The sequence below is a fragment of the Nocardioides sp. W7 genome (genome assembly GCF_022919075.1).
Taxonomy (GTDB): Bacteria; Actinomycetota; Actinomycetes; order Propionibacteriales; family Nocardioidaceae; genus Nocardioides.
Genome location: NZ_CP095078.1, coordinates 4,752,742 through 4,767,285 on the forward strand (window position 1 = coordinate 4,752,742; position 14,544 = coordinate 4,767,285).

Sequence of the window (14,544 nt, forward strand, 5' to 3'; positions counted from 1 at the left end):
GCATGACAGAGCACCACGCCGGACCGGTCGCCGCCATCGGCCGCGATCCCGATGCGTTCGAGGCGTTCTACCGCGAGCACGTCGAGGCGGTGGGCCGCTTCGTGGCCAGGCGCGTCGACGATCCCGCGTGGGCCGCCGACCTGACCTCGGACATCTTCCTGGCTGCCCTCGACGCGTCGGGGTCGTACCGCCCCGACCGGGGCAGCCCCCTCGGCTGGCTCTACGGCATCGCCCGCAACGTGCTGGCCGACCAGGTACGACGCCGCGCACGGGAGCGCTCGGCCGTCCAGCGCGCCGCCGGCCGGCGTCACCTGGAGCCGGATGCGCTGGCTCGCATCGAGGAGCGCATCGATGCCGAGCACGAGCTGCGTGCGGTCCACCACGCCCTGGTGGACCTGCCCGAGCGCGACCGACGGCTCTTCGAGCTGGTCGCGCTCGACGGGCTCACCATCACCGACGCCGCGGCCGTGCTGGGGGTGAAGCCGGCCACCGCGCGGGTCCGGCTGCACCGCAGCCGCGCCCGGGTCGATCAACTCATCCAGTCGGCGGGCCGACCGTCCCGACTGCACACCCAGGAGGCCACCTGATGTCCACGCCCACCCACCTCGACAGCTTCGAGCAGCAGCTGCTCACGGAGCTGCGCTCCGTCGTCGTCCAGCGCAGCGCCACCCCCACCCGGGCCCCCCGGTCGCGCCGGATCCGGCTCGCCGCCGTGGCTGCCGCCGGCACGGTCGCCGCCGCCACCGGCGCGGCCGTCCTCACCGGCGGCTCGCCCGCCTTCGCCGTGGAGTCCGGCACGGACGGATCCACCGTCATCCGGATCCTGGAGCTGACCGACGCCGACGAGCTCGAGGCCGCGCTCGCCGAACGCGGCGTCACCGCCGACGTGGAGTACGGCGGCAGCGGCTCGACGATCACCGTCGACCAGGACGGCGGGATCAGCGTCGGCGACGACCTCGCGTTCCCCGAGGGCCTCGCTCCCGAGGACCCCACCCCGATGGACAGCACGTTCACGAACGGCCCGTCCGACGACCCGGGCTCGACCTGCGGCCTGACCGCTGCCGGCACCCCGCCGATCGCCCTGGAGCGCGACGGCGACGAGTACGTCGTCACACTCGCCGGGCCCACCCTCGCCGAGGGCAACGCTCTGGAGCTGACCACGGTCACCGGCAGCGACGGCACGTCGCTGGTGGCGAGCTACCGGTTCGGCGACACCACCTGCGGGGCGATGGTCTCGCTCTGAGCGTCGTCAGCGGTCCCGGTACGTCGCGGGCGTCGTCCCGGTCCAGCGCCGGAACGCGTGCGTGAACGCCGCGGCGTCGGCGTACCCCAGCCGGGCGGCGACGTCGGCCACCGGGATGGTCGCCCGGCCGCCGAGGAGCGAGCGGGCCAGCGCCGAGCGGACCTCGTCGAGCACCGCCTGGTAGCTGGTCTGCTCGGCGCTCAGCCGGCGACGCAGGCTGCGCTCGGTGAGCCCGAGCTCGGCCGCCACCGCGCCCATCGGCGCCCCCTCGGGGAGCTGCTGGGTGATCAGCACCCGGACGTCGCCGACGACGCCGGTCCGAGATCGCCGGGGGGCCACGACGTCGCGGCACATCGCCTCGGCGACCTCGGGTGAGCCGCGGGGTGGCAGCGGTCGGTCGAGCTCGGCGGCCGCCAGCTCGAGGGTGGCGACGTCCTCGTCCAGGGCCAGCCGGGCACCGACCCCGCCCGGCACCAGCCCGGCGAGGACCGCGTCGATCGCACGCGCGTCCCGGGCGACCAGGAAGGCCCGCACGTCGCGCGGCAGCCGGGTGCCGTCGACGGTGACCACCACCCGGTCGCCGACGATCTCGGCGCTCGGGATCGCGAAGGTGTAGCTGAGGTCGATGAAGCGCAGCGCGAGCTCCATCGCGTCCAGCACCGTCCGGCTGGCGAGCAGCGCGAAGCCGAAGACCCCGAAGCTCTCCGGCCGGTACGTCGCCCCGACGTCGGCGCCCGCCCCGGGGAAGAGTCGCTGCAGGGTGCGCACCACCCGCAGCTCCTGCGCCGCGGTCACCTCGCGGTCGGCGACCGCGAGGTCCGCGAGCCCGAGCCCGGTCCCGGCCAGCAGGGCGGAGCGGTCCGCGCCGCGGGCCGCGGCGTACTCCACGAGGTGGGCGATGCCCGCGACGGCACGGGGGAACTCCCAGTCGTCGGCAGCCGGGGGCGGGAGGCGCATGTCCGGAATTATCAACCACAGCCCGGTCGCGCACTCCCGGATCGGGCCGCTGCTTCCTACCGTCGTCGCATGGGACAGCCACGGGTGGTCGTGATCGGAGCCGGCTTCGGCGGGCTGGGCGTCGCGCACGCGCTGCGCGAGCGGGGCCTGGACGACATCGTGGTGCTGGAGCGCGCCGACGAGGTCGGCGGCGTGTGGCGGGACAACACCTACCCGGGCGCCGCCTGCGACGTGCCGTCGCCGCTCTACTCCTGGTCGTGGGCGGTCAAGCCCGACTGGAGCCGCCGCTACGGCACCCAGCCCGAGATCCTCGACTACCTCCGCAAGGCCGCCGCCGATGCCGGGCTGCTCGACCTGGTCCACACCGGCGTCGAGGTCACCGCCGTGACGTTCGACGAGACCACCTCCCGCTGGCGGGTCGCGACCGCCGGCGGCACGACGTACGACGCCGATCTGGTGGTCCCCGCCCTGGGCCAGCTGTCCAACCCGGTGGTCCCCGCGATCCCGGGCGGCTTCGACGGGCCGACCTTCCACTCCGCCCAGTGGCGCCACGACGTCGACCTCACCGGCCAGCGGGTCGCGGTCATCGGCACCGGCGCCAGCGCGATCCAGCTGGTGCCGGGCATCGTCGACCGCGTCGGCACCATGACGGTCTTCCAGCGCTCCGCGCCGTACGTCGTCCCGAAGCCGGACCAGGCCTACCGGCCCCGGCACCACCGGCTGTTCCGCCGCCATCCAGGGCTGATCCGAGCCGAGCGGCGCTCCTGGTTCTGGCTCACCGAGCGGTTCAACGCGGCGCTGTCCGGCGACTCGCCGATCAGCCGCCCGCTGCTCGGCGCCCTCCGGCTCGGTTGGCGCGCTCACCTGCGCCGCCAGGTCGCCGACCCGGATCTGCGCCGCAGGCTGGTGCCCGACTACGACCTGGGCTGCAAGCGGCTGCTCTTCTCCAACGACTGGTACCCCGCCCTCGACCGGCCCCACGTCGAGGTCGTCACCGACGACGTGACGGGCCTGGAGCCCACCGGCATCCGGACCGCCGACGGCCGCCTGCACGAGGTCGACGTCGTCATCTGGGGCACCGGCTTCGCAGCCACCCGGTTCCTCGGCCCGCTCACCGTCACCGGCGTCGGCGGCCGGGACCTGCACGAGGCCTGGGCCGACGGCGCCCGCGCCCACCTCGGGATGAGCGTGCCGGGCTTCCCGAACCTGTTCTGCATCTACGGCCCCAACACCAACCTCGGCGGCAGCTCGATCGTCAACATGCTGGAGGCGCAGGCCGAGTACGTCGCGCAGATCGCGGGCCGGATCGCCGACGGTGGAGCCCGGGTGGTCGGCGTACGACCGGAGCGGTACGACGACTACGACCGCGAGATGCAGGAGCGACTCGGCCGCAGCGCGTTCGCCGGCTGCGACAGCTGGTACCTCGACGGCGCCCGGATCACCACCAACTGGCCGGGCCTGGTCGCGGAGTACCGCGCCCGGCTCGCGCACGTCGACTGGAACGACCTGGAGGAGATCCGGTGACCGACTTCCCGCCCGAGCCCTGGGACCTCACCGGCGTCGGTCACGTGACGCTGTGGCGGGTCCCGGTCGGCACACTGCCCGTCCTGCCCCTCTCCGCGCGGCCCCTCACGGTGCGCGACCAGGCGCTGGTCGCCACCGCGTTCGTGACGTACGACGACCGTGGGCTGATGGCCTACGACGAGCTGCTCGCCGGCGTGCTCGTCCGGTTCGGGCGGCGGGTGGGACTCTCGATCACCGACATCTGGGTCGACAGCGAGACCTCGATGCGCGGCGGCCGCGAGCTGTGGGGCATCCCCAAGGAGCTGGCCACCTTCGGCTCGCTGCGCGCGTCCACCGTCGCCGGTCCGATCGCCTCCGCCTCGTTCACCCCGCGGGGCGTGCCGGGCCTCCCCGTCCCCCGCGTGCTGCGGGGGTCCACCGTCCAGACCCGCGCCGGCCGCACCCTCGCGAGCCCGATCCGCACCGGCGGTCGGATCCGGCCGTCCCGCGGCACCTGGGACCTGGACGCCGACGGCCCGCTCGCCTGGCTGCGAGCGGGCCGTCCGGTCACCTCGGTCGTGGCCGAGGACTTCGCGATGCGGTTCGGGTCGTGACGCCGAGACAGTTTCTCCGCCTGGGCGGAGAAACTCACGCCCCTGTCATGAAGCATCACGACAGAGCAATGAGTTCCTCGACAGCTCAGTGACCCCTGAGGCTGTTGGGACTGCGTCTCAGCGGTGCACAGGGCGCGGGAGGCTCTTGCCGGCGACCCGGTTCTCGGAGTCGATCATCCAGGCGAGCTGCTCGAGGCGCTCCAGGATGGCGTGCAGGATGTCGGCCGAGGTGGGGTCCTCGGCGTCGACCTCGTCGTGGATCCGGCGCGCGGTGCCGGCGACGGCGTACAGCGCGGCGGCGATCAGGTCGACGGTCTGCGAGGTGTTGACCTCGTCGGCCGGGAACGTCGCGAGGCTGGTCCGCTCGGCGACGGTGGCCGCGCGGGCGTCGGGGGCGGCGTAGATCGCGCGCATCCGCTCGGCGACGGTGTCGGAGAACTCGCGGGCCGCGTCGACGACCTCGTCGAGTGCGAGGTGCAGGTCGCGGAAGTTCAGGCCGACGACGTTCCAGTGGGCCTGCTTGCCCTGCAGGTGGAGGTCGGTCAGGTCGACGAGCAGCTGCTGCAGGTGGGCGGCGAGCTGGGCGGAGGCCTGGAAGGCGGGCCGGGCGACGTGGGTGGGAGCGCCGGCGTGGAGAAGGTCGGACACGAGAGTTCCTTTCGGTCGGTGACGTCACCACCCAACCAGGTTTTCTGGAATGATTCCAGAAAGGTGAGCCTTGCCTGAACGAGATTCCGACGACGAACGTCCGCAACTCGTCGTACTGTCCCGCCATGGCCTCCTTCGACCACGACGTCCTCGTCATCGGCTCCGGTTTCGGCGGCAGCGTCACGGCGCTCCGGCTCACCGAGAAGGGGTACGACGTGGGCGTGCTCGAGGCCGGTCGCCGCTTCGCCGACGACGAGTACGCCGCGACCTCGTGGGACACCAAGAAGTACCTCTTCGTGCCCGCGCTGAAGATGTTCGGCATCCAGCGCTTCGACCTGCTCCGCGACGTGCTGGTCGTCAGCGGCGCCGGCGTGGGCGGCGGCTCACTGGTCTACGGCAACACGCTCTACCAGCCGGGCCGGTCGTTCTACGACGACCCGCACTGGCGCGACGTGACCGACTGGGAGGCGGAGCTCGCGCCCTGGTACGACCAGGCCCGCCGGATGCTCGGCGTCACGACGTACGACCGGGTCACCCCGGCGGACCGGATCATGCAGCAGGTCGCCGACGATCTCGGCGTCCGCGACAGCTGGCGGCCGACCGACGTCGGCGTCGTGCTCGGTCCGGAGCCGGGCGCGCCCGTCGGCGACCCGTTCTTCGGCGGGGTCGGGCCCGACCGGAACGCCTGCCGGCACTGCGGGGAGTGCATGACCGGCTGTCGCCACAACGCGAAGAACACCCTGGTCAAGAACTACCTGCACCTGGCCGAGCGGGGCGGGGCGACCGTGCACCCGCTGACCACCGTGACCGACGTGCGCCCGCTGCCCACCGGCGGGTACGCCGTCGAGACCCACCACACCGGCCGCCGCCGGACACGTCGGACGTTCACCGCCGAGCACGTCGTCTTCGCGGCCGCCTCCCTCGGCACCCAGAAGCTGCTGCACGGACTGCGGGACGCGGGCACGCTGCCCGACCTGTCCCCCCGGCTGGGCGAGCTGACCCGGACCAACTCCGAGGCCGGCCTGGCGGTGCGGGCCCGTGGCGACGACGTGGACTACACCGAGGGGGTCGCGATCACCTCCTCGATCCACCTCGACGAGCGCACCCACGTCGAGCCCTGCCGCTACGGGAAGGGCTCGAACACGATGGGCCTGGCCATGGCCACCATGACCGACCCCCAGCCGGGCCGGCGCCGGCTCGGCCTGATGCTCCGGGAGATGTGGCGCGGGCGCCGCGACCTGCGCCGGCTGCACGACCCGCGCGGCTGGTCGGAGCAGACCATCGGCCTGCTGGTCATGCAGACCGACGACAACTCGCTCACCACCTTCACCAAGCGCCGGCGACTCGGCCGCGGCCGGGTGATGACGACCCGGCAGGGCATCGGCGAGCCCAACCCCACCCACCTGCCGGAGGCCAACCTGGTCGGTCGGCAGATCGCGAAGCGGATGGTCGGCATCCCCGGGGCCGGCTGGAACGAGGCGTTCGACATCCCGATCACCGCCCACTTCCTCGGCGGCTGCCCGATCGGGGTGACCCGCGAGACCGGCGTCGTCGACCCCTACCACCGGGTGCACGGCTATCCCGGCCTGCACGTGATGGACGGCTCCGTCGTCGCCGCCAACCTCGGGGTGAATCCGTCGCTGACCATCACCGCGATGGCGGAGCGGGCCGCGTCGCTGTGGCCGAACCGGGGCGAGGCCGACCCGCGGCCCGCGGCCGGCTACACGCGGCTGGCCGCGGTCGCGCCGCGCGCCCCCGTCGTACCTCCGAGCGCGCCGGCGGCGCTGCGCCTGCCGCTCTACGTCGCGCCGGCCCACCCGGGTCGGGCGGCGGCCACGAGGTCGTCCGCGGCGAAGTCGCGGCGCGGCTGACCGGACCTCGGCACGACTCGCGGACCCGCATGGTCGAGAGCCGACTGGAACGGTCCGACACCGTCGACTCGACACCCCTTTTATTTCCATGCCCACAAGAAACGTGCGAAAGAGCAGAATGCGCCGATAATCGGACGGCCTGAAATTTCGGCTGCCCATCAACGTCCGATCAATGGAAACCACTCGCGACCATCTTCGGTGCCGCTAAGGTGACGGCCCTCGGGATCCGTCGTAATCCACGTGGCAGATGGCGCCCATGCGTCGCCCGATTCCTAGGAGTTTCCATGGCCTACAAGGTCGTCCCGTTCAACGCGCAGATCCAGGCCGGGGAGGGGGCCGCTCGGGCCGCTGCGCAGCTTGAGGCGCTGGTTAACCAGTACGCCTCCAACGGATGGACCTTCCACGGACTGGAGACCATCGACACCACCATCGTCACGCCCGCCACCCCTGGGACGAACGGCTGCCTCGGCCTCGGCGCCATCCCGAGCACACCCGAGCAACGCGCCAGCGTCTCCGCCTACGTGGCCGTCTTCAGCAATTCATGAGGTCACCTGCCGCGTGGTCTCTCATTCTCGCGATCAGGCTGTACCGCCTGGTGTCGCGACGGTTTCCACGGACCCGGTCCTGCCTGTTTGCGGTCTCCTGCTCGCGTCACGTCGAGCGGGAGACCCAGGTGGGCGGCTTTCGCGCCGGCCTCAAGTCCATGCGAAGCCGCTTCGCCGCCTGCCGGCCGGGTTACAGCTTCGAGTACGACGAGGACGCCGGGTGGTTGGTGGACGTCCGGGGGACGAGAGTCGCGTCAGCCGACCTCTCGCCTGCGCTCCTGATCGAAGCGGCCGCGTGTCGCGTCCCCACACGTGCCCTTGCTGCTGCGCCGTCCGGGCCGAGCCATCCAGACCAGTCGTGATTTCTGCTGGAGCTTCTTGCAAGGACTCAGGCGATTCATCAACAATCGGCGCCAACTTCAGGCAACTCGAAATCAAGGGGAGCAATCACATGCATCAGAATGCCGAGGACCTGTCCGAACTCCTCGAAACCGCGGCTGCGAACGACACCCTTCTCGGCCAGGCGCTCCAGCGCCTCAAGGATGAGGCCGACGGCCAGCACGTCGACTTCTTCAAGCATGGTCAGTTCGGCAGTCACAACGCCTGATCGCCAGTGCACCTTTGGCCGTTTGACGGGTCTTGCGACTACGACCACCTGATCGGCACCGGCTGGACCCCTTCGCCGCTCAACGAGTTCATCTTCAAGATCGAGTCTCGGTGCAATCTGAACTGCGACTACTGCTACGTCTACAACCTGGGCGACGAGTCCTGGCGCACCGCGCCACGGTTCATGACACCGGACATCGCCCGGATGGCGGCACGTCGGATCCGTGCACACGCCGAGACCCATGGACTCACGAGCGTGGGGATCTCCTTCCATGGTGGAGAGCCGCTGTTGCGCGGCGTGGCGCCGGTACGCCGGCTGTACGACTCGATCAGCCAGGAGCTCGGCGACCTGCCGGCCGAGTACTCGATCCAGACCAACGGGACCCTGATCACCGAGGAGGTCGCCGCCGACCTCGCGGCGATGGGCCTCCGGGTCGGGGTCAGCCTCGACGGTGACGAGGAGGGCAACAAGCACCGGCTGGACCTGGGCGGGAAGTCGTCGTACGCCCGCACGGTGCGTGGCGTCCAGCTGCTGGCTCAGCACGAAGGACTGCTCCAGGGGGCACTCGCAGTCATCGACATCACCGCGGATCCGGCGCGTACCTACCGGGCCATCGCCGACTGCGGGTTCCGCAGCGTCGACTTCCTGTTCCCGCACGGCACCTGGGAGCTGCTGCCGCCGGGAAAGACGGCGACCGACCGGACGCCGTCGGCGCCGGCGCCGTACGCGGAATGGTTGCTCGCGATCTACGAGGAGTGGGCCGACGATCCCGACCGCATGCGCGTGCGCATCTTCGACGACATCATCCATCTCCTCCTCGGGGGCCAGCATTCCTTCGAGACCCTGGGTGTCTCTCCGGCTCGGCTGGCAGTCGTCGAGGCCGATGGCGGGCTGGAGCTCGTCGACCACGTCGGTGTCACCTACGAGGGTGCGGCCGAAACGGGAGCGAACGTCCTGACCCACCGGGTGGACGACCTCCTTCGACACCCGGGCGTCACCTCTCGCCAACTCGGACGATCCGCACTCGCGGACAGCTGCTCGGACTGCGCGTTGGTGGACACCTGCGGCGGTGGCCTGATCACGCATCGATTCGACCAGGTCAATGGCTTCAAGAACCCCACCGTCTACTGCTCCGACCTCTACACCCTCATCGAGGTGATCGGTCGGGACCTCGAGGCGCGGATCGGCGTAGCCACCGGCGTGCTGGCTGCGCAATGACGAGCTGGTCCCGCGTCCTGGCCAGTCTCGAACAGCGCTCTCGGGACACGCCCGACGACCTCTGGTTGCAGCTCACGGCTGTCGGGATGACCGAGGACAGCCTGGAGGAGGCGGCCCGTGTCGTCGAGCTAGTGACCGACTACGTCCCGGACCTCCTCTCGAAACGCGTCGCCGACCTGGGCTGCGGCGTCGGACGACATCTCGTCGCCCTGGCCGACCAGGCCAGCGAAGCGGTGGGCATCGAGTCGTCCGAGGCTCTCGTCGACATCGCACGCGACTTCGCCACCGGCGCGGTCGTCGAGCACGGCAGCTTCCACGACCTCGCCGAGCACGGCGCCTTCGACGTGGTCTGCGCGTTCTCGCACTGCGCTCTGCTCGTCGACGACCAGCCGACCTTGGTTCGATCTCTTCAGCGGCTGCGTGGGGCGATGCCGGACTACGGCCTCCTGGTGGTCGAGGTGATGCCCGCGGAAGCAGGCGCGATCCACTGGTCCAACCGCGGAATCACCGTCGAGGAGGTGCGGACGCCGACGCCCACCGGGCACCTTCACCACTTCGACGTGGTCGCTCACGGTCGAACCTCCGCCGCCGACGTGCACGCCCTTCAGGTGGCCCCCGATCGCTGGCGCTCGATTGCCGAGGACTGCGGCTTCCAGGTGGAGGCCACACGCCCGCTGGAGCACCCTGACGGCTCGTCGTCCTTGTTCTACTTCCTGCGCGCCACGAAGGGCTTCAACTACCTGAGCGACCTCACGGACTTCCTGGACTCCTGGGCTAACCCTCAGCACCCGCGCAACCGCAGGCCCATTACGTGGGCAGCTCCCGACGCGACCCGGCGGGTGCGGCCGGCAGGTGCGCTCGCGCTCGGCCAGGGCGCGTCACTCTCCAGACACCATCCCGACTTCGCGCGTGCGATCGAGGACCGCATCCGGCCGTTGGTCCTCGCGCTCGCCGAGCACTGGAACTTCGTGTCCTACTCGTCGTGCGCCGGACACCTGGTCAGCCCGGGGCCGCGAGTCGTCTATTCCGAGGCGTACTGCGGGCTGGTCACCTTCGACAACGGCCAGATCGCCAGCATCGAGCGGCTGGTGTCCGAGGCGCTGCGAGAGGTCCGGTCCGTGCACGTCGAGGTCGGCCTCCGCGTGCGGACGCTACACGGTGACACCACCGCGTTGACGGCGGCCGACGTGCTGTTCCGGCGCGCTTCCCACGACACCGCCTGGACGGCCTATGCCGCCGAAACGGAGCACTCCGCACGAGTGATGGCCGACCGACTGACGAAGCAAGGTGGACGTGGATGAGCCAGAGCACGAGGTTCGCCGGTGTTGCCGCCCTGGACGTCCGGCCCCGGGACTGCTTCACCGTCTACGAGGGCCTTGCCGCGTCGGTCCGCACGTCCTACGCGAACCTCGCGACGCTCCTGGAGAAGGTCGAGACCACCGCCGGCAGACGGCTCAGCGAGGTTCTGGCGGTAGCGCCGCAGGTGGTGACGAACGCAGCCGGCTACTGCTGGCTGAATGCGGTGTACGCCGTGATCGCGGGCAACGATCGCGATGGCTTGGACCGACTGCTCGCAGGATTCTCGCGGTTCGAGGCGGCCGCCGCGGTGTCCGCCGGGGTCGAGTACGACGGCGTTCTCCCCTCGAGCGAGCCGGTCGCCCTTCCCGGCACTGGGCTCGTCGTCGCATCACCGTCCGGGTTCCTCAGGATCAGGTCCGGAGTGCCGGCCGCCGAGCACTGGAGCATGCCGACGATCGCCGGGCTGCGGATCGACGGGTTCGAGCCACTGCTCCGCAGTCCGAGGTCGATGTCCCAGTTCGCCGTCCGGCCGGGATCGCGACTCGTGTCGGCGGCCGCCGCCGAGGAGCTTGCCGCTGCCCGCGAGCTCGCCGCCACCATCGCGCCGACCTTGTTCGAGCGGTACCTCAGCGACGTGGTTCCACTCGAGCCGGAACCCGGGGTCGCCCACGCCGGAACGGACGACGCCGCGCCGTGGGCCGTCTACCTCTCCTTCGGCCGCGAACCGACTGATCTGGTGGCAGCACTCGCACACGAGGAGTCGCACGCGTTGGTGCAGACCCTGGCGAAGCTCGTGCCCGACCTCCTGCCGGATTCCGCGGCCGACGTCGCCGTGCCGTGGAAGCCGGGCGTGCGGCGCAGCCTCAGCGGCGTGCTCCACGGACTGATCGCCTTCGGACGTACTGCCACCGTGCGCTCCCGCGCGGCCCGAGCCGGTATCGACGGTTCGGCCAACGCCGAGGCACTGGACCGTGAGCATGGGTGGCTCGCCGAGGTGACCGGGAGGTTGCTGGACGGACAGCTCGGCGAGCTGCCCGACGAGCTCTCGGAATGGCTGGTTGCCAACCTTCGCGGAGTCGACTCTCCACCGCCGGACTCCACCACCGGACTGAGCGTCCTGGCCGGCGACCAGGGCAGCGGCCCGGGCTTCGGGTGGCTGCTGCTCGACGGCGCCGACGTACGCGCGGCCGCGAACGAGCTCTACGGGCCGCTGATGCGAACCTCGTGGACACGTGGCGTGCCGGGCTACCCCCACCAGGATCGCGGCGAGCTGGACGTGGGGCCACCGGCGCTGCTGAGTTCCCTCGTCCCAGCCCTGGTCGCAGATCGCACCGGGGTGAGGCTCGAGCTGACCTCGGTGAAGGCGCATCGGCTACGCAACGGTGACCGGATCACCGCCCACTCCGACGCTCATCACGCCGATCTCAGCCACCGCCTGGTGCTCGGTCTGACACCCCATGACCTGCGCAGCGGCGACCTGCGACTCCTCACCACGGACCATGACCCGACGATCGGAACTCAGCCACAGTTCGGCCAGGGACTGCTCTTCGACGTTGCCCGTTCGGCACTGCACGAGGTCACGACCAACCTGTCCCCGTACCCGCGGTACACCGTGATCGCGTCGTACCGCACGGCGACGTGATCGGGCCAGCCGCCTTCGCAGCGGCCAAGCTCGTCGTCTGGGACCTGGACGGCACCCTGTGGCACGGGACCCTGGACGATGACGACGTGCCGGTCCCGACCGGCCTGCACCGCTGGATCGAGCCGTTGAGCCGTGCCGGCGTGATGAGCGCGGTCTGCTCGAACAACGATCCCGTCCGTGGGCGTGTCGAGCTCGCCCGCCTGGGAGTTCTCAAGTGGATGGTCTTCCCGCAGATCTCCTGGTCCCCGAAGGAGGAGATGCTCGGCAGCATCCTCAGCAGTGCCAGGTTGCGCGCCGCCGACGTCCTGGTCGTCGACGACCTGGCACGGCACCGGCAACGTGCGATCGACCTGTTCGGGATGCGTGCCGCGGACCCGGCCGACCTCTCCGCGTTCGACGGCCAGCTGGACCGGACCGCGCTCTCGCCCCGGCTCGCCCACTACCGAGTCCTGGAGCGACGCACGACCGATGCCCGACGCGCCGGCGATGCCCAGGCCTTCCTGGAGGCGTCGGGCGTGACGGTCACCATCGCCGACGCTCTCGATCACGTCGAGGGAATCGCCGCGCTCTCCCAGCGGGCCAACCAGCTGAACTTCACCGGAAGCCGCCTCAACCCGTCCGAGGTGCGCGAGCTGGCCGCGAGGCCGGGCATCGACTCGGGCGCCGTGTGGACCCGCGACCAGTACGGCGACTACGGCCTGACCGGCTTCTACGCGCGGTCGCTCGACGGGCCCCTGCAGCACTTCTTCTTCTCCTGCCGAGTTCTCCACCTGGGAGTGGAGGCGCACGTCCATGACCGGCTCGGCCGGCCGGCATTCGTCCGGCGTGCCGATCGGGTGCGCAGCGAGCAGTGGCGCGACCTGGCCGCCGACGCAGGCTGGGTCAGGGTCGGGACGGAGACCTCGCCGACGCCCCCATCGCGGCCGACGACCCTCTGGGCCGGTGGCTGTGACCTGCAGATCCTCTCCGGACTCCTGCGGGGCGGCGATGACGACATCTGGCTCCTCCCCGAAGAACGAGGGGGAGCCCAGGTCTACGCGCGCAGCTCGTTGCTGTTGCTGGGCGACCCGGCCGACGGCGACCTGCTCGACGCCATCCCCTGGACGCACGGCCACCTCCCGCCGCCGGACGGCTGGACCACCCTGGTCCTCAGCCCCTGGGTCGACTGTGCGTGCCTGACCTACACCCACCGGGTCTCCGGCGTGCGGATTCCCAGCTACGTCCGGCTGGACGCGTCCTCCAGCGAGTGGGACTGGAACCACTGGTGGGGCGACAACCCGGGCCGGGACCTCTTCCTCAGGGACTGGGTGCCCACCCCGCCGCTGGACGAGTCCGAGATCATCTCGCGGCTGCTCCGCCTGACGGAGGAGGTCGGGCCCGAGAGACACGTGGTGGTGCTCACCGCACCGGAGGTCGACAACGGTCACGAGTACGCGTGGCGCGAGTCCCAGGTGGAGCGACACCGAGTCTTCAACCGCGCACTCGAAGCAGCTGCGACGTCGAGCAACCGCCTCTGCCTCGCCGATGTCCGAAGCGTGGTTCGGGGCATGGACGATCTCCACAGTCCCCACGATCCGGTCATGTTCCACTACCGCCGAGCGGCCTACGTCGAGCTGGCCACCATGCTCGCCGAGGTCCTCCCCCCGCCGAACGGGACACCAGCGTGATCGGGCCGCTCGCCGGTCTCACCAAGACCCCTGGGACGCTGCGGGCACTCCTCCAGAACAGCTGCATCGATGGCGACCTGTCCGACGCCGCGGCCTCGTTGGCGGCCTGGGAGGGGTCGCGCCGCTTCCTCGTCGAGGCCCTCCGCCCCTCCGGGAAGCTGCTGGACTACGGCTGCGCCAACGGGTTCCTGCTCCACTGCCTGCTGGAGTGGTCGCGGCTGCCCCTGAAGCCGTACGGCGTGGACATCGACGTGGATCGCGTCGCCTTGGCCCAGCAGCTGTTCCCTGGTCGGGAGCATCACTTCACGCACCCGGAGCAGCTGGGTCGCCCGGGGTACCCGGCCGACTTCGACCAGGTGTACTGGGCGGTCGGCGACAACCTCGATTTCCAGCGGGCAGACCATCAGAGGTGGCTCCGCAAGGTCATGGGGCTGACCGCGCCGCGTGGCCGGTTCGCCATCGGCTTCTACGACACCCCGGCCGCCAACGGCGCCAAGATCGCTCAGCTCACCGGGGTCGGAATCGACTTCGACGAGATTCGCTGGAACCCTGACGGCAACGGTGAGGCGGTCGGCTGGCTCGACCTCCCGACGTAAGCGCAGGACGTGGCCGTACGACGGTGGGCCGGATGGTCGACGATCGTGTCGACGTACAGTCCGAAGAACCGGGGCAGCGAGATCGCCGGCCCTGGCGTCCTGAGCACCACCCGCCGCCGACATGGTCCGCAGCG

General features: G+C 71.0%; 14 protein-coding genes. 11 read left to right on the top strand and 3 right to left on the bottom strand.

The genetic code is table 11. The features are described from left to right. Positions 1–2 precede the first annotated feature (2 nt). Complete coding sequence (locus MUB56_RS22195; RefSeq protein WP_244929185.1) at positions 3–587, top strand: RNA polymerase sigma factor; 585 nt, start codon at positions 3–5, stop codon at positions 585–587. Then, on the top strand, positions 587–1,243 hold the full coding sequence (locus tag MUB56_RS22200; RefSeq protein ID WP_244929186.1) for a hypothetical protein: 657 nt from the start codon (positions 587–589) through the stop codon (positions 1,241–1,243). The genes MUB56_RS22195 and MUB56_RS22200 overlap by 1 nt, the downstream gene beginning before the upstream one ends. Before the next feature lie 6 nt (positions 1,244–1,249). Here the strand turns inward: MUB56_RS22200 and MUB56_RS22205 are convergent, their stop codons facing one another. Then, entirely contained in the window at positions 1,250–2,200 is a 951-nt protein-coding gene (locus MUB56_RS22205) for an AraC family transcriptional regulator (RefSeq protein ID WP_244929187.1), read from the bottom strand. 69 nt (positions 2,201–2,269) lie between these two features. On the opposite strand from MUB56_RS22205, the gene MUB56_RS22210 reads away from it, so the two are divergent. After that, the gene (locus MUB56_RS22210) at positions 2,270–3,724 is read left to right on the top strand and encodes an NAD(P)/FAD-dependent oxidoreductase (RefSeq protein WP_244929188.1); all 1,455 of its coding nucleotides are present in this window, start codon (positions 2,270–2,272) and stop codon (positions 3,722–3,724) included. Next, the gene (locus MUB56_RS22215; protein ID WP_244929189.1) at positions 3,721–4,317 is read left to right on the top strand and encodes an acetoacetate decarboxylase family protein; all 597 of its coding nucleotides are present in this window, start codon (positions 3,721–3,723) and stop codon (positions 4,315–4,317) included. Before MUB56_RS22210 ends, MUB56_RS22215 begins: the two co-directional genes overlap by 4 nt. Before the next feature lie 117 nt (positions 4,318–4,434). On the opposite strand, the gene MUB56_RS22220 is transcribed toward MUB56_RS22215, so the two are convergent. Next, the gene (locus tag MUB56_RS22220; protein ID WP_244929190.1) at positions 4,435–4,965 is read right to left on the bottom strand and encodes a DNA starvation/stationary phase protection protein; all 531 of its coding nucleotides are present in this window, start codon (positions 4,963–4,965) and stop codon (positions 4,435–4,437) included. A 125-nt stretch (positions 4,966–5,090) separates the two neighbouring features. Between MUB56_RS22220 and MUB56_RS22225 the strand changes: the two genes are divergently transcribed. Together MUB56_RS22225 and MUB56_RS22230 are read left to right on the top strand one after the other, a co-directional pair. Continuing rightward, positions 5,091–6,836, top strand: coding sequence for a GMC family oxidoreductase (locus MUB56_RS22225; RefSeq protein ID WP_244929191.1), 1,746 nt, complete (start codon positions 5,091–5,093; stop codon positions 6,834–6,836). 284 nt (positions 6,837–7,120) lie between these two features. Further along, a complete protein-coding gene (locus MUB56_RS22230; RefSeq protein WP_244929192.1) occupies positions 7,121–7,381 on the top strand; it encodes a hypothetical protein in 261 nt (86 codons plus the stop codon). Positions 7,382–7,781: 400 nt separating this feature from the next. Here MUB56_RS22230 and MUB56_RS22235 read toward each other — a convergent pair whose 3' ends face one another. Next, positions 7,782–7,979: a hypothetical protein gene (locus tag MUB56_RS22235; RefSeq protein ID WP_244929193.1), complete on the bottom strand. Its 198-nt coding sequence runs from the start codon at positions 7,977–7,979 to the stop codon at positions 7,782–7,784. 15 nt (positions 7,980–7,994) lie between these two features. Between MUB56_RS22235 and MUB56_RS22240 the strand changes: the two genes are divergently transcribed. From MUB56_RS22240 to MUB56_RS22260, 5 genes are all read left to right on the top strand, one after another. Further along, a complete protein-coding gene (locus tag MUB56_RS22240) occupies positions 7,995–9,206 on the top strand; it encodes an FxsB family cyclophane-forming radical SAM/SPASM peptide maturase (RefSeq protein ID WP_244929194.1) in 1,212 nt (403 codons plus the stop codon). A gap of 86 nt (positions 9,207–9,292) precedes the next feature. Next, on the top strand, positions 9,293–10,507 hold the full coding sequence (locus tag MUB56_RS22245) for a class I SAM-dependent methyltransferase (RefSeq protein WP_244929195.1): 1,215 nt from the start codon (positions 9,293–9,295) through the stop codon (positions 10,505–10,507). Beyond that, the gene (locus MUB56_RS22250; protein WP_244929196.1) at positions 10,504–12,147 is read left to right on the top strand and encodes an HEXXH motif-containing putative peptide modification protein; all 1,644 of its coding nucleotides are present in this window, start codon (positions 10,504–10,506) and stop codon (positions 12,145–12,147) included. Before MUB56_RS22245 ends, MUB56_RS22250 begins: the two co-directional genes overlap by 4 nt. Beyond that, positions 12,144–13,814 carry a hypothetical protein gene (locus MUB56_RS22255; protein WP_244929197.1) on the top strand — a complete coding sequence of 557 codons (1,671 nt, stop codon included), beginning with the start codon at positions 12,144–12,146 and terminating at the stop codon, positions 13,812–13,814. Before MUB56_RS22250 ends, MUB56_RS22255 begins: the two co-directional genes overlap by 4 nt. After that, on the top strand, positions 13,811–14,410 hold the full coding sequence (locus MUB56_RS22260) for a class I SAM-dependent methyltransferase (protein WP_244929198.1): 600 nt from the start codon (positions 13,811–13,813) through the stop codon (positions 14,408–14,410). The genes MUB56_RS22255 and MUB56_RS22260 overlap by 4 nt, the downstream gene beginning before the upstream one ends. Positions 14,411–14,544: the final 134 nt, after the last annotated feature.

Bases quoted from the DNA above. Each gene is read 5' to 3' on its own strand.
- MUB56_RS22195 (WP_244929185.1), top strand. From the start codon at position 3: ATGACAGAGCACCACGCCGGACCGGTCGCCGCCATCGGCCGCGATCCC.
- MUB56_RS22200 (WP_244929186.1), top strand. From the start codon at position 587: ATGTCCACGCCCACCCACCTCGACAGCTTCGAGCAGCAGCTGCTCACG.
- MUB56_RS22205 (WP_244929187.1), bottom strand. From the start codon at position 2,200: ATGCGCCTCCCGCCCCCGGCTGCCGACGACTGGGAGTTCCCCCGTGCC.
- MUB56_RS22210 (WP_244929188.1), top strand. From the start codon at position 2,270: ATGGGACAGCCACGGGTGGTCGTGATCGGAGCCGGCTTCGGCGGGCTG.
- MUB56_RS22225 (WP_244929191.1), top strand. From the start codon at position 5,091: ATGGCCTCCTTCGACCACGACGTCCTCGTCATCGGCTCCGGTTTCGGC.
- MUB56_RS22230 (WP_244929192.1), top strand. From the start codon at position 7,121: ATGGCCTACAAGGTCGTCCCGTTCAACGCGCAGATCCAGGCCGGGGAG.
- MUB56_RS22245 (WP_244929195.1), top strand. From the start codon at position 9,293: ATGACCGAGGACAGCCTGGAGGAGGCGGCCCGTGTCGTCGAGCTAGTG.
- MUB56_RS22250 (WP_244929196.1), top strand. From the start codon at position 10,504: ATGAGCCAGAGCACGAGGTTCGCCGGTGTTGCCGCCCTGGACGTCCGG.